The sequence below is a fragment of the Ruegeria sp. BE10 genome, from assembly GCF_056538905.1.
Map to the genome: position 1 here is coordinate 419,627 of NZ_JBQFTX010000001.1, position 26,312 is coordinate 445,938.

The 26,312-nt window shown below is 54.7% G+C and carries 22 protein-coding genes; 8 read left to right on the forward strand and 14 right to left on the reverse strand.

Annotated elements, in window-relative coordinates; translation table 11 throughout:
- Positions 1–6: 6 nt before the first annotated feature.
- The gene (locus ACR0M2_RS02075) at positions 7–2,814 is read right to left on the reverse strand and encodes a helicase-related protein (RefSeq protein ID WP_480703915.1); all 2,808 of its coding nucleotides are present in this window, start codon (positions 2,812–2,814) and stop codon (positions 7–9) included.
- A 22-nt stretch (positions 2,815–2,836) separates the two neighbouring features.
- Positions 2,837–3,445, reverse strand: coding sequence for a tetratricopeptide repeat protein (locus ACR0M2_RS02080; protein WP_480703916.1), 609 nt, complete (start codon positions 3,443–3,445; stop codon positions 2,837–2,839).
- 30 nt (positions 3,446–3,475) lie between these two features.
- On the opposite strand from ACR0M2_RS02080, the gene ACR0M2_RS02085 reads away from it, so the two are divergent.
- From ACR0M2_RS02085 to ACR0M2_RS02095, 3 genes are all read left to right on the forward strand, one after another.
- Complete coding sequence (locus ACR0M2_RS02085) at positions 3,476–3,766, forward strand: SCP2 sterol-binding domain-containing protein (protein ID WP_058280950.1); 291 nt, start codon at positions 3,476–3,478, stop codon at positions 3,764–3,766.
- Entirely contained in the window at positions 3,766–4,743 is a 978-nt protein-coding gene (locus tag ACR0M2_RS02090) for an alpha/beta fold hydrolase (protein WP_480703917.1), read from the forward strand. The genes ACR0M2_RS02085 and ACR0M2_RS02090 overlap by 1 nt, the downstream gene beginning before the upstream one ends.
- Before the next feature lie 82 nt (positions 4,744–4,825).
- Complete coding sequence (locus tag ACR0M2_RS02095; protein WP_480703918.1) at positions 4,826–6,646, forward strand: M3 family oligoendopeptidase; 1,821 nt, start codon at positions 4,826–4,828, stop codon at positions 6,644–6,646.
- On the opposite strand, the gene ACR0M2_RS02100 is transcribed toward ACR0M2_RS02095, so the two are convergent.
- From ACR0M2_RS02100 to ACR0M2_RS02110, 3 genes are read right to left on the reverse strand one after another with little or no spacing between them, the layout of a single operon-like run.
- Positions 6,647–7,522, reverse strand: a complete 876-nt coding sequence (locus ACR0M2_RS02100; protein WP_480703919.1) for a DMT family transporter — start codon at positions 7,520–7,522, stop codon at positions 6,647–6,649. It lies immediately after the preceding gene.
- Between the two features lie 13 nt (positions 7,523–7,535).
- Entirely contained in the window at positions 7,536–7,805 is a 270-nt protein-coding gene (locus tag ACR0M2_RS02105; protein ID WP_170348374.1) for a DksA/TraR family C4-type zinc finger protein, read from the reverse strand.
- 57 nt (positions 7,806–7,862) lie between these two features.
- Positions 7,863–8,837 (reverse strand): Gfo/Idh/MocA family protein, encoded by a 975-nt coding sequence (locus ACR0M2_RS02110; RefSeq protein WP_480703920.1) that lies wholly within the window; start codon positions 8,835–8,837, stop codon positions 7,863–7,865.
- 152 nt (positions 8,838–8,989) lie between these two features.
- On the opposite strand from ACR0M2_RS02110, the gene ACR0M2_RS02115 reads away from it, so the two are divergent.
- Together ACR0M2_RS02115 and ACR0M2_RS02120 are read left to right on the forward strand one after the other, a co-directional pair.
- Positions 8,990–10,168 (forward strand): dipeptidase, encoded by a 1,179-nt coding sequence (locus tag ACR0M2_RS02115; protein WP_480703921.1) that lies wholly within the window; start codon positions 8,990–8,992, stop codon positions 10,166–10,168.
- A 207-nt stretch (positions 10,169–10,375) separates the two neighbouring features.
- Positions 10,376–11,455, forward strand: coding sequence for a fasciclin domain-containing protein (locus ACR0M2_RS02120; RefSeq protein WP_480703922.1), 1,080 nt, complete (start codon positions 10,376–10,378; stop codon positions 11,453–11,455).
- A gap of 49 nt (positions 11,456–11,504) precedes the next feature.
- Here the strand turns inward: ACR0M2_RS02120 and rpoH are convergent, their stop codons facing one another.
- Together rpoH and ACR0M2_RS02130 are read right to left on the reverse strand one after the other, a co-directional pair.
- Positions 11,505–12,401, reverse strand: coding sequence for an RNA polymerase sigma factor RpoH (gene rpoH, locus ACR0M2_RS02125; protein ID WP_170348370.1), 897 nt, complete (start codon positions 12,399–12,401; stop codon positions 11,505–11,507).
- A 146-nt stretch (positions 12,402–12,547) separates the two neighbouring features.
- Complete coding sequence (locus tag ACR0M2_RS02130; RefSeq protein ID WP_480703923.1) at positions 12,548–13,582, reverse strand: RluA family pseudouridine synthase; 1,035 nt, start codon at positions 13,580–13,582, stop codon at positions 12,548–12,550.
- On the opposite strand from ACR0M2_RS02130, the gene ACR0M2_RS02135 reads away from it, so the two are divergent.
- Positions 13,581–13,886: a DUF6476 family protein gene (locus ACR0M2_RS02135; RefSeq protein ID WP_170348368.1), complete on the forward strand. Its 306-nt coding sequence runs from the start codon at positions 13,581–13,583 to the stop codon at positions 13,884–13,886. The two genes, ACR0M2_RS02130 and ACR0M2_RS02135, sit on opposite strands and share 2 nt — an antisense overlap.
- A 3-nt stretch (positions 13,887–13,889) precedes the next feature.
- Here ACR0M2_RS02135 and ACR0M2_RS02140 read toward each other — a convergent pair whose 3' ends face one another.
- The 6 genes from ACR0M2_RS02140 to ACR0M2_RS02165 all read right to left on the reverse strand — a co-directional run bounded on the left by ACR0M2_RS02140 (position 13,890) and on the right by ACR0M2_RS02165 (position 21,786).
- Complete coding sequence (locus ACR0M2_RS02140; RefSeq protein WP_480703924.1) at positions 13,890–14,873, reverse strand: hypothetical protein; 984 nt, start codon at positions 14,871–14,873, stop codon at positions 13,890–13,892.
- A 31-nt stretch (positions 14,874–14,904) separates the two neighbouring features.
- Positions 14,905–15,903 (reverse strand): glycosyltransferase family 2 protein, encoded by a 999-nt coding sequence (locus ACR0M2_RS02145; RefSeq protein WP_480703925.1) that lies wholly within the window; start codon positions 15,901–15,903, stop codon positions 14,905–14,907.
- A 134-nt stretch (positions 15,904–16,037) separates the two neighbouring features.
- Positions 16,038–18,029: a hypothetical protein gene (locus ACR0M2_RS02150; RefSeq protein WP_480703926.1), complete on the reverse strand. Its 1,992-nt coding sequence runs from the start codon at positions 18,027–18,029 to the stop codon at positions 16,038–16,040.
- On the reverse strand, positions 18,026–18,967 hold the full coding sequence (locus ACR0M2_RS02155) for a hypothetical protein (RefSeq protein WP_480703927.1): 942 nt from the start codon (positions 18,965–18,967) through the stop codon (positions 18,026–18,028). Before ACR0M2_RS02155 ends, ACR0M2_RS02150 begins: the two co-directional genes overlap by 4 nt.
- 5 nt (positions 18,968–18,972) lie before the next feature.
- The gene (locus tag ACR0M2_RS02160) at positions 18,973–19,956 is read right to left on the reverse strand and encodes a glycosyltransferase family 2 protein (RefSeq protein ID WP_480703928.1); all 984 of its coding nucleotides are present in this window, start codon (positions 19,954–19,956) and stop codon (positions 18,973–18,975) included.
- An 888-nt stretch (positions 19,957–20,844) separates the two neighbouring features.
- Positions 20,845–21,786, reverse strand: coding sequence for a response regulator (locus ACR0M2_RS02165; RefSeq protein WP_480703929.1), 942 nt, complete (start codon positions 21,784–21,786; stop codon positions 20,845–20,847).
- Between the two features lie 558 nt (positions 21,787–22,344).
- On the opposite strand from ACR0M2_RS02165, the gene ACR0M2_RS02170 reads away from it, so the two are divergent.
- Positions 22,345–23,085: an acyl-homoserine-lactone synthase gene (locus ACR0M2_RS02170; RefSeq protein ID WP_480703930.1), complete on the forward strand. Its 741-nt coding sequence runs from the start codon at positions 22,345–22,347 to the stop codon at positions 23,083–23,085.
- Positions 23,086–23,488: 403 nt separating this feature from the next.
- On the forward strand, positions 23,489–24,625 hold the full coding sequence (locus tag ACR0M2_RS02175) for a response regulator (protein ID WP_480703931.1): 1,137 nt from the start codon (positions 23,489–23,491) through the stop codon (positions 24,623–24,625).
- A 63-nt stretch (positions 24,626–24,688) separates the two neighbouring features.
- On the opposite strand, the gene ACR0M2_RS02180 is transcribed toward ACR0M2_RS02175, so the two are convergent.
- Positions 24,689–26,053: a cytochrome P450 gene (locus ACR0M2_RS02180; protein WP_480703932.1), complete on the reverse strand. Its 1,365-nt coding sequence runs from the start codon at positions 26,051–26,053 to the stop codon at positions 24,689–24,691.
- Between the last annotated feature and the right edge of the window lie 259 nt (positions 26,054–26,312).

Sequence of the window (26,312 nt, forward strand, 5' to 3'; positions counted from 1 at the left end):
CGGCGTTTAGTTACCGTCTTTCAAACCCATTAGCGCAGCTGCAAACGGGTTATCGGGGTCGATCGCCTTTTCTTTCTTGGGCGGTCGGGAGGAGAAGGTCTTGGCCCCTTGCGGCTTGCCACCCTTCTTGCCCTGCGGTTTACCGCGACCATCCTGCGGTTTACCGCGCGGCTTGCCTTTGCCCTGCCCCTGCCGCTGTTCACGACGCGGGCCACGGTTGGCCTGACGCTGACGACCCCAAGTGAACGTATAGAACACCTCGACCTCGGGTTCATCCGTTGCCGGAGCCTCGGCTGCCGCCTCGGTGCTGTCGGTGGCCTCGGCTGGCGCCTCGGCGGGGGTGACGACCTCTTCGGTTGCCGCTTCTGGTGCTGGGGTTTCTTCAACAGCGGGTTGCTCGGTCGCTTCTACCGCCGGTTGTTCGACTGGGGTTGGTTTGACCTTTTCACGCTCGCCGCGTTCAGCCTTATAGCCAAGCCCTTGCATAAGGTCAGCGAACTGTTCCAGCGTCATACCGGTGATCGACAGCATGTCGGGCTTGGCTTCAAACCCGCCACGGCTGTCTTCGGCGCGCAACATGTCGGCCAGACGTTCCAGCATGTCGATCCGGATCGAGCGCTCGCCCGCATCGCGGTAGCCGCACATGGTGTCGTACCCTTCGGGTGCATCCTTCGCGACCGGTACGGTGACAAGACCCGGAGGCGGTGCTTCGGGGAATTCCTGCAGCCCATTGGCCAGAGCCCACAAAACCAGACGCAGACGCGTCGGCGCAGGTTTCAGCAGCAGCGGCATGAAGATGGTGAACTGACCGAACCGGATGCCGTGCTTGCGTAGCGCGCCGCGGGCGTCCTGATCCAGATCCTTGACCTCTTGCGCGACGCCTGCACGCGGCAGCACGCCCAGTGCCTCTACCATGCGGAAGGCGAAGCCTTTGGCCACTCCGGACAGTTCCTCGTCGCGCGACAGGTTCAGCAACGGCTCGAACAACGCGGCCACTTTACGGTCGATGAAATGCTGCAGACGGCGCTGCACTTTCTGCTCAACCTCTGGGCCTGCGGCCTCATCCACAAACACCTCGACCATCGGCTTGAGCGGTTCAGCCCCGGCAACCAGTTTGCCAACGGCATATTCGCCCCACATCAGGCCGCCCTGATCGGTAAAATCAATTTCGGTATCGGGCGCGTTGTAGAAGCGGTCGGCACGCAGATGGAATTGCGGCGCGAGTGCTTGCAGGGAGGCCGTTTTCAAAGCTTTCGCCTCGGTTCCTTGCGCGCTTTTGTCCGGGATAAACCGGAACCCTTCCAGACGACCGACGAATTCGCCTTCGACGGTCACTTCACCCTTGTCATTTACTTCGGCCAAAAGGGCCTCCTTCTGTTTGAGCCGGCGCAGCAACACTGACGTGCGCCGGTCCACAAATCTTTGAGTCAAACGATCATGCAATGCGTCTGACAGCCTGTCTTCTACAGTGCGTGTTTCGTCACGCCAATGTGATTCGTCATGCACCCAACCGTTTCGCTGCGCAACATATGTCCAGGTGCGAATATATGCCAACCTTTTAGACAAAGCATCGATATCTCCGTCGGTTCTGTCGATCCGGCGGATTTGCCGCGCCATGAAATCATCTGGGATCGAACCGCGTTCATGCAAGTGGCCATAGATCACTTCGAGCAGGCTGGCGTGTTCCGCGTGGCTGATGCCGCGAAAATCGGGGATTCGGCACACATCCCACAACAAACGGATCGATTGACCATCACTGGCGCGGGCGGCAACCTCGGTCACTTGCGAGAGCGATTTCAGCACATTCAGATCGTCTGCAGGCCGCGCCTTGACCAGGTGTTCGTCATTCGGGCTGACCTCAAGCGAGTCGATCAGTGCGTCAATCGAGCCAAATCGCAAAGCAGCATTCCGCCAGTTCAGCTTTTTCATCGGCGTAAAGCGGCTGTCCATGATCGCCTGAGCCACGCCGTCGTCCAACGGAGGCGCCTCGCCGGTCACACCAAAGGTGCCGTCCGACATGCCGCGCCCGGCCCGACCTGCGATCTGCGCCAGTTCGTTCGGGGCTAGAGGGCGCATCCTGCGTCCGTCAAATTTGCTCAGTGACGAGAACGCCACATGGTTCACATCCAGGTTCAGGCCCATACCGATGGCGTCGGTGGCGACCAGATAGTCGACCTCGCCATTCTGATACAGATCGACCTGCGCGTTCCGTGTGCGCGGGCTGAGGGCGCCCATGACCACGGCCGCACCACCCTTTTGGCGACGCAAAAGCTCGGCAATCGCATAGACACTATCAACCGAGAACCCGACAATTGCGCTGCGCGATGGCATGCGGCTGATTTTTTTGGATCCTGCATAGACCAGCTGCGACATCCGCTCGCGCCGGACAAACTGTGCCTCAGGGACCAAAGCCGCGATGGAACCGCGCATGGCGTCCGAGCCGAGAAACAGCGTCTCGTTCGTGCCGCGTGCGCGCAGCAGGCGGTCAGTGAAGACATGACCGCGTTCGGGATCCGCACATAGCTGGATTTCATCGATGGCCACGAAATCTGCGCCCATGCCTTCCGGCATCGCCTCGACCGTGCAGACCCAATATTGGGCGCGGGGCGGCACGATCCGTTCTTCGCCCGTGACCAGTGCCACGACAGACGGGCCGCGAATGGCGACGATCTTGTCATAAACCTCTCGCGCCAGCAGACGCAGCGGCAGACCGATTACTCCGGTCCGATAGCCCAGCATCCGCTCGATCGCGTAATGGGTTTTACCTGTGTTGGTCGGGCCAAGTACGGCCACAATTCGGGATGACCCGCTCACCTTTGCCCCCTGCCCCGGTTCTTTAGAGGGCCGAGCCCTCGACTTGAGGCTTTAGTCGATTCACCGCATTGGTTACTTCTTCATGATGAGGATGTATAGCCAGCGCACGCTCATACGCATCCAGTGCCTTGTCGGGCTGTTCGATGATCTCAAAAATCAGGCCAAGCCCGAAAATAGCCTCGTAGTTATTCGGGTTCAGCGTCAGCGCATGTTCCAGATCAGCCGCGGCCATGCCAAAGCGATCCATTCCAAAAAACGCCGAGGCACGCAGGTGCCACCCTTCGGCAAAGCCGGGCGCATGGTCTGTCAGGGCCGTAAGATGTTCAACCGCGGTCAACACATCCCCGTTATCCAGCGCCTCGCGCCCGCGTTCCAGCAACAAATCCGCCGAGGCTGAGCCCGATTGCGACCACAGAGCTTTAAGTTGACGGTCGATACCAATCGCCTGTTCCGGCGTGGAAAGCGCCAATTGCTGTAGCAAGACGTCCTCGTCACGCGAATCCGCCTGTTGTGCCACCGAACTGGTGGAAAACATGACCGTGACAAAAAGTGCCGTGACGGTACGTTTGAGATTGTTGATTGCAATGCCCATAACAATGTTCAGTGTAGCGTTGCGACCGGGGATGTCCATTCACGGCGCAGAAACAATATGAGGAACACCATGAGCGACATTCTTGAAAAAGCCGCAGCCGCGCTGAACGAAAAGCTGTCCGGCGGCGATTTCGACGCATCGGCCAAATTTGCCATCGCCGATCTGGGCGCTATCGTACTGGACGCGGACGGCGCACGTGTCAGCGATGACGACGCAGATGTTACCCTGAGCGCAGATGCGGATACGTTCGAACAAATCCTCAGCGGCGACCTGAACCCCACCGGTGCGTTCATGTCGGGCAAGCTGAGCGTGGATGGAGACATGGGTATTGCCATGAAACTCGCCTCGGTGCTGGCCTGATGAAGTTCTCGCCGGCCCCTTTCTTTGAAGACGTGGCCGGCGGACCTGCCGGTGGTGCGGCCCATTGGGTGACGACTGCGGACGATACGCGTATCCGTGTGGGTCACTGGTTCCCCGAAGGTGCAAAAAACGGCACGGTGATGATGTTCCCCGGCCGGACGGAATACATCGAAAAATACGGTAACACGGCGGTTGAATTTATCGACCGTGGGTTTGCCTTTCTGGCCGTCGACTGGCGCGGTCAGGGGTTGGCAGACCGTTTGCTGGACGATCCCCGGGTCGGCCATGTCGATCAGTTCACCGACTATCAACAAGACGTGCATGCCGCCTTGGAACTTGCCGGCCAACTTGAATTGCCCAAACCCTGGTACGTGATCGGCCATTCGATGGGCGGCGCAATTGGTCTGCGCGCGGTGCTGGAGCGAGACGTTTTTGCAGCCTGCGCCTTTACCGGCCCGATGTGGGGGATATTTTTCACTCCGATCATGAAACCGCTCAGCCGGTTGACGGCCTATTGGGGGCCACGAATTGGGCTGGGTGAGAAAACGCCTCCGACCACGTCGCTGGAAAGTTACGTCGCCTCACAACCCTTCGAAGGCAACATGCTGACGCGCGATGCGGCGATGTATCAAATGATGAAAGACCAGCTTGAGGCGCACCCGGAACTGGCCCTTGGCGCGCCTTCGACCATTTGGCTGCGCGAAGCGCTGGACGAATGCGCCTGGCTGATGGAACAAACCGCGCCCTCCACACCTGCCCTGACCTTCCTTGGCAGTCACGAGCAAATCGTTGACCGCAAAGCGATCCGGGCGCGGATGGCCAACTGGCCCAGCGGCACACTGGTTGAAATTCCCGATGGCGAACATGAGGTACTGATGGAGGCGCCTGACGTGCGCGGGCCCGTCTTTGATCAACTGACGGGACATTTTTTGGCCGCCCACTCGGACGCACCGACCTCGGCTGCTCTTTCCAGCTAAACAAAACCTCACGCAAAGGCGGCTTGTGATCCGGGTCGCCCGCGCCTAGATGTTTGCCAAAGCAGATATTCCGAGGTGATCCATGCGCGACCTTCCCTTTCCCGTCCGTGACGCAAACGCAGCCGGAGGCACCGGCGATCTTGGCAACCTGCCGGAATGGGATCTGACTGACCTCTACAGCTCGGAAGAAGCGCCGGAACTGGACCGCGATCTGGAATGGCTTGAGGGTGAGTGCGCGTCCTTCGCCGCCGACTACGAAGGCAAGCTGGCTGATCTGGATGCCGAAAGCCTGCTGAACTGCGTGCAGCGCAACGAAAAGATCAACGCCATCGCGGGCCGCATCATGTCCTTTGCCGGTCTGCGCTATTACCAACTGACCACAGATGCTGAGCGCGCCAAATTCCTGTCGGATATGCAGGAAAAGATCACAATTTACACCACGCCGCTGGTGTTCTTCACATTGGAAATCAACCGCATCGACGATGACGCGCTGAAAGCGAACTTCGACGCAAATGCCGATCTGGCCCGATATGAGCCCGTCTTCCGCCGCATTCGCGCGATGAAGCCCTATCAGCTGTCTGATGAGTTGGAAAAATTCCTGCACGATCTGGGCGTTGTAGGTGACGCTTGGGAACGCCTGTTCGACGAAACCATCGCCGGGCTGACATTCACCGTTGATGGTGAAGAACTGAACATCGAAGGCACCCTGAACCTGCTGACTGAACAGGACCGCTCCAAGCGTGAGGCGGCGGCACGCGAACTGGCGGCTGTGTTTCAGGACAACGTCAAAACCTTCGCCCGCGTACACAACACGCAGGCCAAGGAAAAGGAAATCGTCGACCGTTGGCGCAATATGCCTACGGCACAAACCGGTCGCCACCTTTCAAACGATGTCGAACCCGAGGTGGTCGAGGCCCTGCGCGAGGCTGTCGTGGCTGCATACCCCAAGCTCAGCCACCGTTACTATGAACTAAAGCGCAAATGGCTGGGTCTGGATGTGATGCAGGTCTGGGACCGCAACGCGCCCCTTCCGATGGAAGACACCCGCATCGTCGGCTGGGACGAAGCCGAAAAGACGGTGATGGACGCCTATAACGCGTTTGATCCACGTATGGGTGAGATTGCAGCGCCATTCTTCAGCAAGGGCTGGATCGATGCCGCCGTGAAACCCGGTAAGGCACCGGGTGCGTTTGCGCACCCAACCGTCACGGAAGTCCACCCCTATGTCATGCTCAACTATCTGGGCAAGCCGCGCGACGTGATGACCCTTGCGCACGAACTGGGCCATGGCGTGCATCAGGTTCTGGCCGCAGATCAGGGTGAGATGCTGTCATCCACCCCGCTGACCCTGGCCGAAACCGCCAGCGTATTCGGCGAGATGCTGACTTTCCGCAAAATGCTGGATCAGGCCGAAACGCCCGAGCAGCGCAAGGTGCTGTTGGCCGGTAAGGTAGAGGATATGATCAACACGGTTGTCCGTCAGATCGCCTTTTATGACTTTGAATGCAAACTGCACGCGGCACGGCGTGAAGGCGAACTGACCCCGGATGACATCAACGCCCTGTGGATGAGTGTTCAGGCCGAAAGCCTTGGCCCCGCATTCGAATTCATGGACGGGTACGAAAACTTCTGGGCCTATATCCCGCATTTCGTCCACTCACCCTTCTATGTCTACGCCTATGCGTTTGGGGATGGGTTGGTGAACGCGCTCTATTCCGTTTACGAAAGCGGATCCGAAGAGTTCGAAGACAAGTACTTCGAAATGCTGCGCGCCGGTGGATCCAAACACCACAAAGAACTGCTTGCCCCGTTCGGGCTGGACGCCAGCGATCCGAAATTCTGGGACAAGGGCTTGTCGATGATTTCGGGCTTCATCGACGAATTGGAAGCGATGGAAAACTGATCACTTCTGGCTTTTGGTCGTCAGGAACACGGCGGCCACGATCAGCACCGCCCCAAGGGCTGCAATCGGCGTGATTGCGGCCCCGAGAAACAGCGCCGAGTTGATGAACGTGAACACGACCGAGGCGGCGAACATCAAGGTCGCTGTCAGCGTCGACACCCGCGCGGCGGCCTCGTACCACAAGTAATAGGCCAGCGCGGTCGGAAGCACCCCCAGCAGGAGCAGGAAGACCACGTCATTGGCCGTCGGAACTTGCAACGAAAACACGGCCAGCGGCAGCAACAAAACGCCAGAACATAGGAATATCCCGAAGAGAAAATTCAGACGCTCTGCGGTTGATTCCGAATTGCGCATCGCGCGGCTGCTTGAGATCAGAAATACCGCCCAGCTGAGGCCCGCACCGATTTCAAGCAGATCGCCGAACAAGGGGTCTCCGCCCCCTTGGAAATCCTGATAAACTGTTAGAAAAACGCCCAGAATTGCCAACGCTGTGGCCAGAACATCGGTGCGTGTGACGGGGGTGTCGGCAAAGAAGTACAAAAACACCAGCACGAAGAATGGCGCCGTATTTTCAAGCACCATCGCATTGGCCGCACCGGTATATTCCAAGCCGATATGGAACAGGATGTAGTTGACGATCGTCGACAGAACCGCCAGCCGAAAGTTCCAGTCGCTCAGACGGATCGACACGGCAACCCGCATCACGCGCAGCATGCAATAGATGGCCATCGCAGCAATGAACAGGCGCGTCACCGCAATTTGCAGCCCTCCCAGATCGCTAGTCAGATAGCGCACGATGACGCTGTGTGTGCCCCAAAGGAAGGCGGCCAGAAACCCAAGCACCAGACCATTTTGAAAAAGCTTGGTGTCGGGCATCCTTCGGATCCGCTTACTTCAACTGACTGTCTTTAGAGCCACGCCGATTGATCCCAGAACGCGCTTTGAAAGCCCCATCCCGTTCCTGCTGGCAATCCAGACACAGCTTGACGCCCGGCAAGGCCAAACGCCGTTTCTCGGGGATCGGTTCCTCGCATTCGGCGCAATGGGTCAGGCTTTCGCCCACTGGCTGTTTTTGCGCCTGCATCCGGGCAAGCTCATCCGAAATGGATGCTTCGATCTGTTCACTCACTGCGCCGTCACGCGCCCAACCGCCTGCCATGGCGTCCTCCTGATCAGGTGCACGCCAGATTAGCCGAGCCGGACGCGACGTGGCAAGTCAGAGGGAAACCGCCCCTTCCAGCACGCGATCGATCATCTCCTGCGTCCCGCGTGAGAATTCAAGCGGACATGGGTATTTGACACCTTCGCGCACGGATCGGCAAAACGCCTCGACCTGCAGCTTGTAATGGTCATCCCCGGGAAAGCGCGTGACCTGAACCTCAAGCCCCGGACGGTGCAATTCCACGCGCGCCTCACCAAAGACGCGTGCGTTGAACGGAGCAGTCAGGCGAATAACCCCACCTTCGCCGTGAAACACCATCTCTTGATGCGGATGCATGCGGATCGAGACATACGCGGAATAGGTAAATTCCGGAAATTGTGCGCGAATTTCCGTGAAGGTGTCGATCCCGTCCCGCCAACGAATGGCCGACTCCACCCGTACCGGCTCCTGCCCTGTCGCAAACCGCGCGCCGCCGATCACATAAACACCGATGTCGCGCAGCCCGCCACCGCCGGTCTCGGCACGATTGCGGATGTTTCCGGTATCCGCGCGATTGTCGAAACTGAAGGCACCGGTCACATGCACCAATTTGCCGATGGCCCCATCGGAAATCAACTTTCGCACCAATTGCCACTGCGGATGATGGACGATCATGTAAGCCTCGGCCGCCAGCAGCCCGGTCTTATCCCGTTTTTGGATCAGAGTGTCGAACTCGGCCCCGGTCATGGCCATCGGCTTTTCGCACAGGACATGCTTGCCCGCATCCAATGCTTTGAGACTCCATTCCACATGCAGGTGGTTGGGCAAAGGAATATAGACAGCCTCAATCTGAGGGTCCGCAAGCAACGCGTCATAACTGTCATAAACAGTCAGATCGGGGCAAAAGGCCCGGAACGGGTCGGCCTTGGCAGTATCCGACGTGGCCAACCCGGCCAAACGCGCGCCGTGGGCCGCATGAATCGCCGGTGCCATGAATTGCCGCGCGAATTTGGCAGCACCCAGAACGCCCCATTGAACTGGTATATGCATAATTTCCTCCGACATGTGTAATCAGGGGCGATCCAAGCGTTATCGCTAACAGCCCCATTTCCTGACCTTCTAGCAACCATCCGACGTTAAGTCAGGCTTTTATCTGCATGGAACCTTCGTAGTCTGCCCCCAATGGTTGAAAGGGAGTGAGAATGAAACGGGTCCTCAAGTGGATTGGCGGTCTGCTGTTGCTTGCAGTTGTGGTCGGTGCCGTCGTGTTTTTCGGATTTCTTCCGTCTTACATTGAAGCTGATCGGAACAACGTGATCGCCCATGCCCCCTATGCGGTGTCCGACGATGCCGCCGCATTGCACGAAGTCCTGATCGTCGGCGACTTACACGCGGACCCCCTTTTATGGAGCCGTGATCTGACCGAACGAGGCACCCGCGGTCAGGTAGATATCCCACGACTGATCGAGGGTAACGTCGCGCTACAGGTCTTCACCGCCGTCACCAAATCCCCTGCCGGTCAGAACTATGAGGCAAACTCGGCTGAGTCTTTTGATAACATTACCCTTTTGGCCATCGGACAGTTGTGGCCATTGCGCACGTGGGACAGCCTGAAGGAACGCGCCGTCTATCAGGCGGAAAAGCTACATCAGTTCGAAGCGGCCTCGGATGGGCATCTGAAAGTCGTAAAGACAAAGGCTGACCTGGACGCCGTGCTGGCTGCTCGTGCGGCAGGCCAACCCGTTGTCGGAGGCATCCTGGGCATTGAAGGCGCGCATGCTCTAGAGGGCGATCTGAACAATCTGGACGCTCTGTTCGACGCCGGCCACCGAGTGTTTGGACTGCACCACTTTTTTGACAACGAACTTGGCGGATCATTACATGGGGTGGGCAACGCTGGCCTGACAGAGTTCGGCCGTCAGCTTGTGGCGGACCTAACGCAACGGCCCGTAGTGATCGATTTGGCCCATTCCAGCCCTCAGGTCGCGCGTGACGTGATCCATATGACTGATGTTCCCCTGATCGTCAGCCACAGCGGCTTGCACGGATTCTGCCCGGTCAAACGCAATTATCCCGACGATCTGATGCAACAGATTGCCGCCACCGGCGGTGTAATCGGCATGGGCTATTGGGCGGACGTTACCTGCGGGGACATCACCCCGACCGGCATCGCCAAGATGATAAAGGCAGCCATCCAGACCGTTGGTGAAGACCATGTCTCGTTGGGGTCAGACTATGATGGCTCAGTAGAAACCGCTTTTGACACATCGGAATTGGCGGCCCTGACCTCGGCATTGTTGGATCAGGGATTGACCGAAGCTCAGGTTCGGAAAGTGATGGGTGAGAATATGGTGAGAGTTTTCCAGCAACAATTGAACTAGTTGCACCTTGTGATTCAAATTGTTGAAATTTAAATGAGATTCGGTGCCGCCAAACCAATTCTTATCCGGGCTCTCAATTGATAAATCCGAATTTCGTGATCCGTTTTCCAACTCTCCCCGTAACAACTTTATCGCCGGGGAGAGAAACCTGACCTGTCAGCATTACTCCCGACCAAAGGCGCGCAACCGGGTGGGAGATAAACCGATATGCCAGCTAATACAGAACTACCTTCGATTACCGGAAAAGTCCTGGAACTAAGCGGGGACCCGGGAACCTTCGACCATAACGCTCATGATTTCGACATCCTTCGCGAGGCTGTTCTTGCAGCAGGTCTGGACGGAGCGTTGGCCGACCCCAACGCCGATCTGACCGTTTTTGCGCCGAAAGATGCGGCATTCATCGGATTGGCTCAGGCTTTGGGCTTTGAAGGCTCGGACGAAGCCGGAGCGCTCAATCACATCGTGAAAGCCCTGACCCTTTTAGGCGGTGGCGATCCGATACCTCTGCTGACCGACATTCTAACCTATCACGTCGTCGATGAGTCATTTACGAAACAAGAGGTCGTCAGTTTGGGTGACGGTGCGGCCATCGAAACGCTGCAGGGTGGTGAAGTGGAACTGAACCTTTCCAGCATGCCACCCAGCTTGGGCGATGCGGACCCGGGAATCGACGATCCAGGTCTTGTCGGATTTGACGTTCCCGCCTCGAACGGGATCATCCACGTTTTGGATGGGGTTCTGCTGCCGGTATCCGTGACCGGCATCCTTGGCCAGAAGAATACAGATTTCATTCTGGGAGATGACTCGGACGAATTCCACTTCACTGGTCGTGGCAAGGATTTTGTGCATGGTGGTGGCGGAAATGACGTCATCGGCGCCGGTCGCGGTAAGGATATTGTTCTAGGTGGTGATGGCAATGACACCATTTTCGGCGGTCGTGGCATGGACATTCTGCGCGGCGATGATGGGAACGACAAAATCTTTGGCGGTCGCGGCAAAGACCTGATCGATGGCGGCGCTGACGATGACTTTTTGGTCGGCGGCCGTGGGCGTGACACCTTTTTCTTCGAAGAAGGCGACGGAGAAGATACCATCCTCGACTTCGAGATCGGCAAGGACAAGATCGACCTCAGCGCCTATGACGGTATCGACAGCTTTGAGGATATCGAAGACCACATCGAAAGCGGGTTCTTCCGCACCACAATCGAGTTGGGAGATGGCGACAGCATCGATCTACTTGGTGTTGGAAACGGTCAACTGTCAGAAAGCGATTTTATCTTCGCGTAAACAAAAAAAGCCCGCCGTCTACGGCGGGCTTTCTTTGCTTGGGTCCGTCTCAGACGTTGCCCAGCATCCCTTTTTCACGCGCCAATTCGCGCATTTTCTTTTGGAGCTTCTCAAACGCACGAACCTCGATCTGACGAATACGCTCGCGGCTGACATTGTACTGCGTACTCAGGTCCTCCAGCGTGACGGGCTGATCCATCAAACGGCGCTGAGTCAGGATGTCCTTTTCCCGATCATTCAGGACTTCCAGAGCAGCCGCCAGAAGCTCGCGCCGGGCGTCCAGCTCGTCGCGGGCTTCGTAATCGCCAGCCTGATCGGCATCCTCATCCTCAAGCCAATCCTGCCACTGCATGGTGCCTTCGCCTTCGGACCCAACAGTCGCGTTCAGCGAAGCGTCGCCACCGGACATACGGCGGTTCATGCTGATGACTTCTTCTTCGGTCACGCCCAGATCATTGGCAATCTGCTTGACGTTCTCGGGTCGCAGGTCGCCCTCTTCCAGCGCACCGATGCGGGCCTTGGCCTTGCGCAGGTTGAAGAACAGCTTTTTCTGCGCGCTTGTCGTGCCCAGTTTCACCATGGACCACGACCGCAGGACGTACTCTTGGATCGAGGCGCGAATCCACCACATGGCATAAGTCGCCAACCGGAAACCTTTTTCCGGGTCGAACTTTTTGACAGCCTGCATCAGGCCCACGTTGGCCTCGGAAATCACCTCGGCCTGCGGCAAACCATAACCGCGATAGCCCATGGCAATCTTGGCCGCCAATCGCAGATGCGATGTGACCATTTTATGAGCCGCTTCAGTATCTTGCTCTTCGACCCAACGCTTCGCTAGCATGTACTCTTCTTCCGGCTCCAGCAGCGGAAATTTGCGAATTTCCTGCATATAGCGGTTCAGGCCGCCTTCTGGCGTCGGCGCGGGGAGATTTGCGTAATTTGCCATGATTCATGTCCCTCCGACAAATGTTTAATTCGTTAACATGAGATATGGGAGGTCGTCCCAATCCGTTCAAGAGGTACCGTTAACAGTTTGGAATTAACGATAGATAAAGGAAACCAAAGAAAGTCTTAATCACGTAACTTTGCGCATTATGTCAGCGGTGCGCGAAGCTGTTCAATCAGTTTCTGCATATCTTCGGGCAATTCGGCCTCAAACCGCAGGTTTTCACCAGTTACTGGGTGTTCAAAACCCAACACAGCGGCGTGGAGCGCCTGCCGCGGAAAGGCTCTCACGGCCTCGGCTGTGGTCGCGCTGAACGCCTTGGCGGCCAGTTTTCGCTTGCCGCCGTAAACCGGATCGCCCACCAAACCGTGCCCGGCATGGGCCATGTGTACGCGGATCTGGTGCGTGCGCCCGGTCTCCAACCAGCATTCGATCAAAGCCAACCCTGCTGGTGATCCAAAAACCTCAACCAGACGTGCCCGCGTCACCGCATGACGCCCGCCATGAAACAGCACCGCCTGCCTTTGCCGGTCGGTCTTGTGCCGTGCCAGTTGCGTGGTCAGGCGCATGATGTTTCCGGGCTCGAAGCTGACGCCTTTGACACCGCGCAAACGAGGGTCATTCGCATCCGGCACGCCATGGCAAATCGCGCGATAGTAGCGCTCGACTGTGTGCGCCTCGAACTGTGCAGCCAGACCGTGATGGGCCGCATCGGATTTCGCCACCACCAGCAGGCCGCTGGTTTCCTTGTCGATGCGATGTACGATTCCGGGACGCTTGACCCCGCCTACCCCGGACAGGTCGTCACCGCAGTGATGCAGCAACGCATTGACCAATGTACCGCTCGGAGACCCCGGCGCAGGATGCACAACCATGCCCGCCGGTTTGTTGATAACGATCAGGTCTGCGTCCTCAAAGACAATCTCCAACGGGATATCTTCGGGACCAATATGGCTGTCCTCTGCCTCATTCACGGTAATCGCCACGGATGCGCCCTCGGTCACTTTGGCTTTTGGGTCGCGCGCCTCGATGCCGTCAATCAGAACAGCGCCCTGATCAATCAGCCGGGCCAACCGCGTGCGCGAGAGGTTTTCATCGGCTGGCACATCCCGCGAAAGCGCCTTATCAAGACGTGGCGGCGGATCGGCCGCAATCTGAAATTCAATCTGGCGGGTGCCCATGACTGTCCCTTCCGAACCCCAAGAACCGCAGGAAACACCGCAGCTTCGCCTGCTGCGGAGAATGGTCATGTTGTTGACCGCGGTGATGATTGGCGGGGTTCTAGTGACATTCGCGCTGATTGTCATCCGACTATCGGACAGAACCCCCACCCTGCCCGATCAGATCGAGCTTCCAGACGGCGCCAAAGCACAGGCAGTGACAATCGGCAGCAACTGGTATGCGGTGGTGACCGATGACAATCGTATTTTGATCTTTGACAAAACAACCGGTCGCCAGCGTCAGGAAATCACCATCGAACGGTAGGGTTCAATCCTCTAGCGCCATGCGAAAGACGATCTCGGACGCGCGACGCAGGGCGTCGTATTCCTCAGGCGTGTCGCGTCGAAATTTCTGGTCTTCTTCGTTTAGCTCAACCGGTTCAAACAACCTTGGCCGGTCGGGAAAGAACTCTTGCTGGAATGTGACGTCTTGCTTGGTCAAATACTCATCCAGCCAGGCCCGCTCGTCCGGCTCCAGCACATCATAGCGCCGGATCATGACCGGATCACTGACCACGCGCCGACGCAGCTGGCGACTTTCCTTGCGCCCCATGGAACGTGAGACAATGCCAAAAGCTTCGCTGGCCACACGCGACTGAGATTGGTTAGCGGGCCGTTTAGCCGCCGTGCCGTCCGGCAAAGGCACGCCTATGCGCGACATGAAATCATCCACGATATGGCCTTGGACCATCTGCGCGCGATCATACATCATCGGGACAATCGTAACGCCTGGAAAAGCCTGCCGGATTTGGTCCAGTTTCGCCGAAAAGGTGAAGATGCCAGGGTCATTCTTGATTTTCGCCAGCCTGTCCCGGACATATTCCGACGCGCTGGTGCCCATACGGCCATTCTTAGCGCGCTGCTTGTAATCGGCTTCAAAGAAATCCGAGTAGCGGCGGCAATAGTAGGTGATCCTTAAGTCGCGAGAGGGGATTTCCGCGAATACCTGTGCCAACTTGTTCAAATCACAGGAATAGAACATCTCTGAAGACACTAGGCAGGTCTGATCGCTGTGCGCCTCATACTCGGTTGCCATCAACGCGCGGAACGGATCCATCGACTCATTGGTCTGATTGATGCGAAAGGCGATGATGTTGTGGCTGATCGCCAGACGTCCGCTCCCTTCCAACCGACGACGGCCCGCCTCAAGATAATGCAAGCCGACATCAGCCAGTGGGGCCTTGTTCTGACGCACATATGCCTGCAACGCAGTCGTGCCGGTCTTGGGCATACCTATATGCAGCCAAAGCATCACAGGCCTCCTGTTTCAAAGAGAATTCCGCTCATTGCCTGTGACTGGCGACAAAGTCGGCCGTCATCTGCTGCATAAGGTCCTGCATCTCGGGCAGTGCGCGGAGGTCGGAAATCTTCTGCCTGTGCAGATCGCAGGACAAATGATGCAGCCGGGCCGTTTCAGGATCTGACAGCAACTCGTAATAATGTTCGCGCTTGCGATCCAGGATGACATCGATCGAGCCATCTTCCTCGGCGTTTTGGTTCATCATGTTCCAATAGTCCATGCCAAGGCTTTCCCCCAGATGGTGGGCCCGCCCGCGCATTTTCTTGACCAGGTAGCTTTCACAGGACTTCAGCGCATAGTGATTGATCTGAACCAGATCATACCCAATAGAATCCCGCGCCGAGCGCCAACTGGCGCTAAAATACCGGTCCGGCATCAATTGTCCCGATCCATTGTACCAGTGACAATCTTCCATGGTCTCAACTGTCGGGCGTTTGGGTCGATGAACCCCCAGCGCACTCCAAAGTTCGCGCTGAAACATCGTTTTGAAACCCCAGGCTTGCGGTGGACGGTATTTCTGCTCTTGCGCCGCTCGTCGAAACTGGTCCGACAGGAATCGATCCTCATATCGAACGACACCAGCGTTTCCGAACAGGCGCCATGTCATCGAAATCATCTTGGCGTCCGGAACGGCATCGGTCAGCGCGCGCAGAGTGTTATCACCAGTTTTGACGTTGATATGTTCATCGGCGTCAATCACGATCACCCAATCCTGTGGGCGCGCAACTTCCATCTTCAAGAATTTTCTGTAGGCGCGTTTTTGCGGGCTGGTCTGGCGGCGAGAATTATTGTCGACGTGGGTCAGGATGCCACGCTCATCCAACCGCTTTAGCAATTCATCCGTGCCATCGGTGCAGTCATTGGTCATCACAATCATCTGGTCAACGCCAAGCGCGCGGTTATGGGCCACCCATTCCAGCACAAAAGGGCCCTCGTTCTTCATCGGGGTAACGCTGATATACCGCGGGTCCTTTTCAGACACTTATTCGCCTCATGTTTAACTGCATATTGAACTTGCGCTCGAAGTTCTGCGGTTTTCGTTCTCGCCACAGCCTAGGCTTAGTGGCTGCGACAGCCAAGAGTATTCCGGCGACGTTCTGAAAGCCTGTGCCATTCTCATCGAGTACGCGCCAACTGATTTGCAAAACGTTTATACGGCGGGAAAAGGTCATGCGCTTTTTGCAAGTAAGGTCTTGCCTTACTTTTCTTCCCGCGCCGCAACAAGATTTGCCCGGCCTCCCCCTGTATGACGGGCGTAGTTTCATCAAGGTCAGCAGCTTGAATAATCTGATTTTGCCCTTGTTCCATGGCATTGTTCCTTATCAGGAATTTCCCCATCGCATAGATCAGAAACGGATTGCCCGGATCGCAGGCCAAAGCCTCTGCTATTGTCATTCGTGCGCGCGTTTGATCCTGATCAGCCTCGTAGAGCGTGGCCAGCCTTAGATGGTACAGCGGGTTTTCCGGCCAATCTGACGCAGTTTTGCGCAACTCATCCACGGTTTGCGAAAGAGAAAAAACATCCTGATGCCAATTCAGCATGGCCTTGGCGGCGGACACGGCTGGATCGTCACCTTCGATATTTGCCAAATTATCCAAGCTCTCGCGCAGGCGCTCTTGACGAAATGGATCGTTCGAAAACCTTCGAGCTTTTTGATCCAAGGTAAGATCAGACCAATCCAGCAGAACAAAGTCAAAATTGCAGGGCTGACGTGCCAGCACTTTATGCTGAACCAAATACAGGTTGTTAAAGGGAGGGAAGCGCCGCCGCCGCACCTCTCGCTGCAACCGCCAGTCTGTTGGCGGAAACAACCGTGCTGACACCTGACCGCGGTACAACATCCGCGACCCAAGCACCGCAACGTCAGGGCGCATGGGTTTGGCCCAAAACGCACGGGCCAAATATCGGCTGGCGGACCACCTTTTCTTTTGTGCGCCCAGAGTAGCCGCCCGAACGGCCAAAAGAACAGCATAATCCTCGGGCCAAAGATCGGAACTCTCTAACCCAATTTTGGCCAATAGCTCGCTTTCTTTCCACTTTGAAAGGTAAAAACAGTTTATTGACTGCAAAAGCGGCATGAACGCATTGTCCGCCTTTTCCTGCAGAATCGGCTTGGCCAGATCATAGGCTTGTTCAATCCGGTCCTGCGCACAAAGATACTGCGCCGCCTTGGCATAGACATGAGCCGCCTCAGAGACATTTAGAAAGGCACCAGGCCCCTTGGCCACCCGATCAATCACGCGGTGGCTTGCCGACGAAATCTCTTCCTCTGTCAAGACATCCTTGAACACTAAACGCTGCCGTCCCGAGATGCGGGCCGCCGCCATCGAAAACGCCGAGATAACGGGCGCAACCACCTGTTCAGCGCGTGACATCGTATACAACTCGAGAAAGTCGCGCTGCGCGCGGGGCATGCCTGTCACATCCGCAATGTCGGACATCTGCAGCAATTGCGGAAACCGTTTTTGAAACCGGGTGATCAGTTCGGGTTGGTCGGAAAACATAATGGACGTTTGTCCAGCAGTTTTCTCCAGATGCGCCTCGTACAGTTCCTCGGGTTCGATCTTGGCGGGCCAGGTTGTGTGTTTCCACGGCGAACCGTTCAGAATGTCGCCCCGTCGGATGTGATAGGCCGTCACCCCCTGCCCCGACAGCTTTTCATCCGCCCGGTCCATGATGGCGCGGATTTCGTCCGTAAAGCCGATCTGATGGATGAAATCCCGATACCGAGGGCGGATCGCTTCGATATCCTCCCAGGGAAAGGCCAGCACTTCGAACCCTTCCTCAACCACAACCGACCGGCCCGAATTGAGATGCGCGATCAGGCGGTCTGGGGTTTTGTCCCCCTGAAAGGTCCAGATTGGCAAAGCCTTGTCGCTGAGTTTTTCAAACGCCTTTGCACTGAGGAATTGCGCATCCATCCAATCCTGGGCAAACAGTTCCTGCGGATGATCCAGCTCGGGTGCATCCGATCCTTTCGGAAACCAATTGACCTTGTAAGTGGTGTCAAAATCCTCGGCCAGACGAATGCAAGTCAGCATCATCAGCAGGCGCGCGCCCATGCGGTCTTTGCGCTGGCCGATGAACACTCCTTTCGCAGGCGTCATTGGGACTTCTCTGCCTCAACCGATGCGGCGCGACGCAGTATGCGAAACTTATGGCGCGCCTGACCCACCAACTTTGGGTGACGTTCGCCTGCCTGCGCCTCAATCGCGCGCATCACCATCGGCAACCGGCGCCGTGCGCGCATCATCTGATAGAAATCAACTGCCTCAAGCGATCCGTCCATAGCCCTCTGCATGACGGGCTTGAGGATACCCAGCTTGCGCAACATAGGGGCTGCAAAATGGTTCGAAAACCATGTCTTAAGCAGCATGACATTTTCACCCTTCAGCCGAGTGACCTGCTGCCGGTCAAGGTCGAAAAACGGGTCATAGAAGACATAGGCCTTACCCGCCTGCTTCACCGTCTGCGCGGCGTCACCATATGGCAGATCCCAATCCTGCACCCGCCCGAAACGATACCGCGTTTCCCACGGGACCAATCGTTCATCCAGTGACGTCTGAGGGTTAAATGCGATCACATTTGCGCCCGGGACCAATTCAGAAAAGGTCAGCGCCCCGAAGCCGCCCATCGAGGCCCCGGCAAAGACGACCTGGTCGAACTGATCGAAAAACCCTTCGGCTGCGCGATTCTGGAAATACGTGATGATCTCTGGATCTCGATACCAGGCCTTGGTGCGCGCGAATATCCCCATATGCGACCAACCCTCATCACGAAAGAACTTCCAACCCCAGGGTTCACGCGCAAAGGACAGGTCGTTCGCATTGGCGATATTGTCAAAACTGACAACCAGTTGCGAGGCAGAGCGTTGATGAAACAGCACCGAATGGCGTTCCAGCTTTTGCAGGAAACCGGCCCCATCTCCACCAGGATAGAGTTCGACAAACCACGGCGGTGCAGGGTCGGTCAGAATACGTTCATACCCCGTCTTGCGGTCGGGGTGATCGGGTTTCAACTGCTCTTTCGAAAGGTCGTCTGCCATGATCTTCAGATAAGATTATCCGCCAGCCAAACCCGAAAATCCACCCAGTCAGGCCGCATTTTTATCTCGGCGACCTTGGCACGGTGCCAGTCACAGGCCTTTGCGTGCAGCGCGCCCAACGTTTCGTCCGCCTTCAGCTCTACCAACAATGGCGCCGCGCGTCGTGCGATGGGCTGAATGGATTGGTCAGCTTCTTTGTTGGCATTCATGTCCTGCCAGTAGGATTGCCCCTGATCCACTTTGATATGGTTGGTTCTCCCCCGGTCTCGCTTAATCAGAAATCCGTCCAGCGATCGAACCGAGTAATGATGCAGGCGCCCAAGTGAATGATCGAACCCACGCCAAGCGCGCCAGCCCACCTTTTCGGCCGGAAACAGCTTGCCCCCGGCGTCAGACCAGGCAATCTCACTTTCCTTGCCTTCTTCCATACCCTTTGGGCGATGCGGGCCAAACCGGGTGAATTTGCCATTGTTGCGAAACAGGGTTTTAAGTCCAAACGCCCGGCCCGAATGGTATGGAAACTCCTGATCTCCCATCGCGAAGGTTTCGGTTACGGGCCTGTCTTCAAAACTGATATTGCCGGAACTGCCAAACAGTTTCCAAGCGAATGAAATCGCATCCACCTGCTGCCCCGCACGGTTTTCGACCTCGGTGATCAACGCGTCAAAGCTGTTGTCGCCGTGGCGGATGTTCCAAAACTCATCCACATCCAGGCATAACAGCCAGTCCGCTTCCTTGACCTTAGGCTGACGCCGCGCCCGACGCAGCATCTGATGCTGTGGATTGCCCCCCTCTTTCACCTCGTTCGAGACATGGGTGGCCAACCCCAACTCCTGCAGTCGGCGGGCAATATCGTCGGTGCCATCGTCGCAATCGTTGGTGAAGATCACAAAGTGATCGACCCCCAATGTTTTATGAAACGCGACCCATTCCAGCATATAGGGGCCTTCGTTCTTCATCGTGGTGAATACGGTAATGGCCTGAGACATTAATACTTCCCGACTTGCGTTGACCTTCGTCATACACAACCCAGAAGGCGCGGGCGAGACAGGAATTGGAGTAATCAGCAATCCGGCACAAACTGGTGCAACTCTACCCCGATCCAAAGGGCTGATCGCCATGAATAAAGAGAGAATGGTGCGGTCGAGATGCATTAAAGACTTGAACACGCATACTTCTGACCGTTTCTGGCTGCTTCAAAAAGTCGCCTAACTTACTGAAAAATAAAAATATGGCTTTATTTCGCCTCAGAGTGGTTCACTGTGTCTCACACTAAAAGGTGGACCATAGGGTGGACCAAATTCCAGCACTCAACAAGCTATCATCATTGCAAGTGAAGAACACTCAAACCGGCTAGTGCTTGGATGGCGAGAACCTCTGGCTGCCAAAAACGACGGTGATGCTGGCAAGTAGTGCTTCGGGTTCATATCCACAGGCTTCGCAGAGGGATGGGGTTGGGTGCTCTGTCAGCCATAGCTCTAAAGATTCACGCCAAGAAGTAGAGAAATGGCGACCCGTAGCCCGTAAAGGCAAAGACCCCATCAAAGAACAAGAACGGATACGCCGGGAAGCTGCTTAGACCGATCACGCTTTGACCGTGGTCTCAAAAGAAACCTTCAGGAAATTAGAGAGAGGCGAATACGCCAGATCTCGCATCAGATCAAATTTCGAGAAGAAGCTTACGGGTTCTTTCTCCGAGTTGTTGCCGCCGGGTAGGCACTGAGAAGGGACAAAGTAGGCCAAAAGCACAAAGGTTGAACGTCTGAAGAACGAGCGCGCGGATCGATTTAAACCAGCAAAATGAAAAACTCAGGGCGTTCCAATGTATTTTTTACACCAACAGCCTAGTCTCAATCACCATCCATATATGCAGTTTTTCAACCGATATTCGCCGCTCGACCTTCCGAAATTTCAGCCATTTCGACGGCCTTGTCTATCAAGAACAACGCCTCCATCTTGGTTTTGGCTTTAAGCATAACTTCTTCGCTAACTTGGAAGCCAATTGGCCGACCTGAAGTGGTGTCACCGGAAACTTCTTTCAATGCCTCCGGAAGCGGAGCTCCCAACTGGTCCACGCTCAAATTAATTTGATTGTCGTAGATCACCAAGAACACGCCATTTCCCCAATAGGTCGCCACTTTACGCCCTTCCTGACTAGCTGACAGAACCGCTGTACCAGCTAAAGTCATGGCACTACGGAATTCACTGACCGTGCTCGTCTCATAGATTTGTTCGGCGCCTATACATTTCACCGCCACAAGCTTTGCAGCCATGGAGTGCATCGTTGAAAGCTGAATTACGTAGTTCTCAAATTCAGCTAACCCAATGAAACCGGGCAAATCTCCGAAACATTGCGGATCACTTAAGCGAACGTCCGGACTATTGCCAAAACACAACTCAAAATCCGCTTCAGCTTCCAGCACTTCGATTGCGGCTCTGCGTTCCGCTGCCATTCTATAGGCGTCAGACAACCTCTGCTTCAGATCAGAGAACTCAAAAGGCTTTGTAACGTAGTCCGTCGCCCCAACTCCGAATGCTTCGTCGATGTACTCTTTTTGCACCATGGCGGTCACCATGATAATAGGCGTGTAAGTGTAATCTGGTAATTTTCGCACTTCTTCGCAAAGAGTTATGCCGTTCATTTGCGGCATCTGCACATCCAGTAGCAAGCAGTCGAACGCTTCGTTAGGTCGTGACAGTATTTCAATGGCCTCTCGCCCACTTCTGGCGGTGACGACGTCTTTATAACCGAACGCGTCTAGAACTCTATCTAGCAACTCCAGGATGCTAGGATCGTCGTCTACAGCAAGAATACGCATAACTTTTCACCAACCTTTTACACCTCACCAAACGTTGGGCATTGCAGACTTCAGGCAACGGTTGGCTCGCGCATGATACACTCAGGGTTTTCTCATCCTCTCTTACGAAGACGGCAAAACGGTGACACAAGGTGGGCTTCCTTATGTCTGTGCATTTTTTTTAACTTGCGCAATTCTTCCCGTGCGAGAGCGCATACTGAAAAGCAAATCCCTCCAATTCTTGATGCCATTTTAACTTTGCTCCTATCAGCCGTCACGACTGCCTCGAAATACTATCGGATAGCGAAACCGCGCCTGATCCGGGCGAGAATTTGAAAGGAATACATAAGAGAAGCTGTATTTTTTCAAAATGTTGCCAGACATGGGGAAAAAAGTGGAACCTGCGGGAGAAAATAGAAGCCAAGAACTTTCTAAAGTTTTTGGTCAATTAGCGAAGGTAACCAAAGGAAGGGAGGAGATTTAGACACACCTATCCATCTATTCGGGCAACTACCGCATAGGGTTGTGGACTTGCTGAGTTGAATCTTGCCATAAGTGTGTCAGAAATATGAGTAAAATATGGACCGACCACTCAGGTATAAGCAGACATACCCGGTCCCGGAGGAGCTTCCGGAACTGACACCTGCTAACGGCACTTCAGGCGCACCAAATACTTTGGCGCGACTAGAAATATTTGCTGCCAATAGCAGTCCGCCAATGCCACGTGGCAACATTGGCCATATTCGCGCGACTACACTTAATTTTCGCAATATTTCCGAGCATGGCACCCTTCTGACAAAATACCTTGAAACCAGAAAATCAATTTTCATTGACCAGTTAAAGTGGCAAGTTGGCGAAGCTGACGGGATGGAATTTGACCAATACGACACGCCAGCCTGTCGATGGGTTGTGTTGCATGAATTCGGTGAGGTCTTAGGAGGTGTGCGACTTCTGCCCACGACTGCAGAGTGCGGGGTATACAGTTATATGCTGCGCGACGCGCAAAGAGGTATCCTTAAAGGAATACCAACTGACGTTCTATTTATTGACGCCCCGGTAAAGCGCTCGGTTTGGGAAGCATCCCGTTTCTTCGTGGCAAAGGATGTTGCATCGTCACGCAGGCTTCCGGTTCAACAGGAGTTGTTTCACCAGATGACTACTGTCGCGATGGGAGGTGGTGCAACCAGCATCCTGGGCATCGTCCCCTCAGTCTGGGCACGGTGGTCACGGCGACTGGGTATCAATGCCTCGCCTGTCGGCGCAAAGTTTTCCATCGATGGCACCTTCAGTCAGTCGGTTTTATTCAACATCCACAAGTAAATGGAACACCTCACCCACTAGATTGTCTTATTTACTCTTGGACGCCCGACGCATATTTCATTGCAACTAAGGTTGATTTTAAGACTATTGGGAAAACTCGGCTGTATTGCATTTTCGTGGGGTTTCCAGAGTCGATGCTTAGACTTCCAACCGTTGTTCATTTCCGTAGTTTTGCGATCGTAGACTGCCCTTTAGCGCCAACAGATTGCCGAAAAAATAACGTTAAGAGAAAGCGACGCTAGTTCACAACAATAACTGGCAATTCGTTATTGAGGCCGTTGGCGCCAAATAAAGGTCAAGAAAAAGCCCCTTTCTACGAAGACTTTCTCCATTTTTGCCGCTGTTTCGGCCCACTCTCCTCATAAGTTTATCCCGTTATGAGGATATCGACGGTTCACCAGTTATGAGACATTCCACATTTGGCAGTGATCGGTTCCAAAGAAAATTAGAGCATCGAGCGCAAAGAAAGACCGCACTTACTGTACTGGCGGTTGATGATGATCCTGACATTTTGAAATTGCTCCAGTCAGCACTTCCTGAACTCGAAAACTGCAATGTGGCTGCAGCCAGTTCAGCTGATGAAGCGCTTGGGATGATAGAAGCAGCAGAATCCCCGTTCGACTGTCTGCTTGTTGACATTCAGATGCCTGGAACCTCAGGGATAGAGTTGCTTTCACAAATCCGAAACCTGCCGGAAAACCTGGAAACACCTGTCATAATGCTGACTGCACTGGATGACAGGCACAACATCGAGAAGGCATTTTTAGAAGGCGCGTTTGATTATGTAACTAAACCCTTCGACTTCTTTGAATTGCGCAGCCGTATGAACGCCGCTCACCTTCTGATGATGGAAAGAAGGAAAACCCAATCCTCATCGGCGTCGATAGAAAATCTTCGCAGTGAATTGGATTTCAACCAGAAATTCAATTTCAAGGATCCTTTGTCTATCGACGAGCAGGAACAATGCTTGGGGTATGTCGAATTCGATAACTATGTCGAGCAGCTTTCACGGAGGCGTCGATCTGACACCTGGGTCACCGCAATCAAATTTCGTGACGCCGAGTATCACTTTGATCTGAAGAATTTTGGTGATTTTCGGCGATCTGTTTCCGACATTGGATTCTGCATTGAAAGAACAACACAGGCTGCTGGAGGAATCTATTCCTATCGCGGGAGTGGCGCATTTCTCGTTGTTACACATGGGCGGGAACGCACCCAGAATATTCCGACCGAAGCTTTCCTAAACCAAGATCTAGGGACTGTTCTCAGCAACCGCTGCGCATCTGTCCATCTTAAAGTGGTGAAAGGTACACCGGTATCGCTTCGTTCTTTTACGAAGGTTGGAGCATTCGCCTCTTTGGACATGGCTCTCAAAAAAGTGAATCATCGTGAGGCCAATCTCAGAAAGGGTCTGGTTACAACCTCTTCCACATTTTCAGAGCCCACACCGCATCGCAAAGAAATGGTCAACGATAGATTGTTTGATGTAGTCTTGCGTGAGCTGTACGGCGATAACACTTACCTCACTCGCCGGCAGTAAGCTAATTCTATCGCCAGGCCTGACGTCGATCAAAGGTCAGGCACTGGAGTTTAGATATCAACTTTATTCGCGAACCCGTTCGGCATTGAGGATGAGTGGGCCACTGGTACGCATGGTGAATGTCAAAACTGGTTCCGGTAATTCAGACTCTGTAATCGAAAAATTTATTCGACGGAGCACCGAAGCCATAAGTACCATGATTTCAGTTTCAGCGTACTGAGCACCAATGCAGATTCTGGGACCATCTCCAAATGGAATGTACTGACCTCGAGGTAGTGTAGATCCCAAGAACCGTTCCGGTCGATAGTGGTCAGGAGCATCCCATAGTTTTTCGTTTCTGTGCAAAGAGTAAACTGGGAAGAACAGCGCGTCACCATTTGCAATCTTTACCCCTTTGATTTCAAGGTCGGCAGTTGCGTCTCTAGCAAAGAACGCGGCTGAAGGGTAAAGCCGCAGCGTCTCTTTTACATGGGCGCGCAGGAGTGGCATTGCCTCCAGGTCAGAAAACTCCATTGGACCTTTGGGGCGAACCGACCGAATTTCTTGTCTAACCTTAGCTTGCATATCTTGGTGCAACGCCAGCAGATAATACCCCCAGGCCAGAGCGTTGGCGGAAGTTTCATGACCAGCGACGACAAAGGTTAAAAGGTTGTCAACGGTTGTCGCTTCATCCTCGAAATCTGTTTTCAACGCCTCAATCATGAAATCGAGGAAATCCTGTGGCTCGCTGCGGCATTCGGAGCGACGCTGATCAATAACCTGTCTGGCAAGGTTCCGCATATTAGTCACCGGGGCCAGGCTGCGTAGCCAATTCTTGCGCGGCACCCACTTTGGCAAACCCATTAAATCGAAAAGAGACAAATCAGAAATGTACTCAAAATACTTGATCAGCCCCACGCGTATTTGCTCTGAACTGACTTTCTTGTTACCCGAAAAAATCACCCTGGAAATATTCGTCAACGTTGATGCAGGCGCAATTTGTGCAACATCTACGGGGCCTTCGTGTTCCGCCAATGAATCTGCAATCTCGACACCAGTCTCTGCAAAATGCCGAGCCAGAACCGGGAGGTTCCTGGCGGCGAATAGTGGAGAATACCTTCGCCGCTGCTGACGCCATTTTTCCCCTTCAGAGAGTATCAACCCGTTGCCTACAGCCGATCCAATAATGTCTTTAGTGAACTTGGCTTTGGGAAACGAACGGCCCTGCCCGACAAGTAACTCGGTTATTATTTCAGGATCGCAGATATAGTGTATGTTTAAAGGCCCACGAACATAAGTTTCACGCAGAGTTTCGACCGGGATGACTTCAAACATGTTTCGACCAGCGGACCTTGCAAACTGAAGCAGTGTCACCGGCTTTTTTGCAAGCCTAGCCGAAACAGGAGCGACAGCGCCCTGCCCCAACTTCGTAAATTCAACTGCAGTCAAACCCCAACCCTTTTAGATTTTCTCCTTCTTTATGGCACATTAAGATAAAAAAAATTGCACTAAGCAACGAGATCGTCAATTCTGGGCGCCCCACACTGCATTTGCGCAACAAAAATTTTTCAACCTCTCACATCAGAATCTTGCGTGAAACGCCAACAATCACGGTGGCCTTCAAAGGATTAGCGCCAAACTGTGAACCCAATTCAGACCAACTAAGTCCTCATTATGCCGCTAATGGTACTGTCCAAGCGCGAAAAAC

Excerpts from the sequence above, each read along its gene's own strand:
- ACR0M2_RS02080 (WP_480703916.1), bottom strand. The coding sequence starts at position 3,445 with ATGGACATCCCCGGTCGCAACGCTACACTGAACATTGTTATGGGCATT.
- ACR0M2_RS02085 (WP_058280950.1), top strand. The coding sequence starts at position 3,476 with ATGAGCGACATTCTTGAAAAAGCCGCAGCCGCGCTGAACGAAAAGCTG.
- ACR0M2_RS02090 (WP_480703917.1), top strand. The coding sequence starts at position 3,766 with ATGAAGTTCTCGCCGGCCCCTTTCTTTGAAGACGTGGCCGGCGGACCT.
- ACR0M2_RS02095 (WP_480703918.1), top strand. The coding sequence starts at position 4,826 with ATGCGCGACCTTCCCTTTCCCGTCCGTGACGCAAACGCAGCCGGAGGC.
- ACR0M2_RS02100 (WP_480703919.1), bottom strand. The coding sequence starts at position 7,522 with ATGCCCGACACCAAGCTTTTTCAAAATGGTCTGGTGCTTGGGTTTCTG.
- ACR0M2_RS02105 (WP_170348374.1), bottom strand. The coding sequence starts at position 7,805 with ATGGCAGGCGGTTGGGCGCGTGACGGCGCAGTGAGTGAACAGATCGAA.
- ACR0M2_RS02110 (WP_480703920.1), bottom strand. The coding sequence starts at position 8,837 with ATGCATATACCAGTTCAATGGGGCGTTCTGGGTGCTGCCAAATTCGCG.
- ACR0M2_RS02115 (WP_480703921.1), top strand. The coding sequence starts at position 8,990 with ATGAAACGGGTCCTCAAGTGGATTGGCGGTCTGCTGTTGCTTGCAGTT.
- ACR0M2_RS02120 (WP_480703922.1), top strand. The coding sequence starts at position 10,376 with ATGCCAGCTAATACAGAACTACCTTCGATTACCGGAAAAGTCCTGGAA.
- rpoH (WP_170348370.1), bottom strand. The coding sequence starts at position 12,401 with ATGGCAAATTACGCAAATCTCCCCGCGCCGACGCCAGAAGGCGGCCTG.
- ACR0M2_RS02135 (WP_170348368.1), top strand. The coding sequence starts at position 13,581 with ATGACTGTCCCTTCCGAACCCCAAGAACCGCAGGAAACACCGCAGCTT.
- ACR0M2_RS02130 (WP_480703923.1), bottom strand. The coding sequence starts at position 13,582 with ATGGGCACCCGCCAGATTGAATTTCAGATTGCGGCCGATCCGCCGCCA.
- ACR0M2_RS02140 (WP_480703924.1), bottom strand. The coding sequence starts at position 14,873 with ATGCTTTGGCTGCATATAGGTATGCCCAAGACCGGCACGACTGCGTTG.
- ACR0M2_RS02150 (WP_480703926.1), bottom strand. The coding sequence starts at position 18,029 with ATGACGCCTGCGAAAGGAGTGTTCATCGGCCAGCGCAAAGACCGCATG.
- ACR0M2_RS02155 (WP_480703927.1), bottom strand. The coding sequence starts at position 18,967 with ATGGCAGACGACCTTTCGAAAGAGCAGTTGAAACCCGATCACCCCGAC.
- ACR0M2_RS02160 (WP_480703928.1), bottom strand. The coding sequence starts at position 19,956 with ATGTCTCAGGCCATTACCGTATTCACCACGATGAAGAACGAAGGCCCC.
- ACR0M2_RS02165 (WP_480703929.1), bottom strand. The coding sequence starts at position 21,786 with ATGCGTATTCTTGCTGTAGACGACGATCCTAGCATCCTGGAGTTGCTA.
- ACR0M2_RS02170 (WP_480703930.1), top strand. The coding sequence starts at position 22,345 with ATGGACCGACCACTCAGGTATAAGCAGACATACCCGGTCCCGGAGGAG.
- ACR0M2_RS02175 (WP_480703931.1), top strand. The coding sequence starts at position 23,489 with ATGAGACATTCCACATTTGGCAGTGATCGGTTCCAAAGAAAATTAGAG.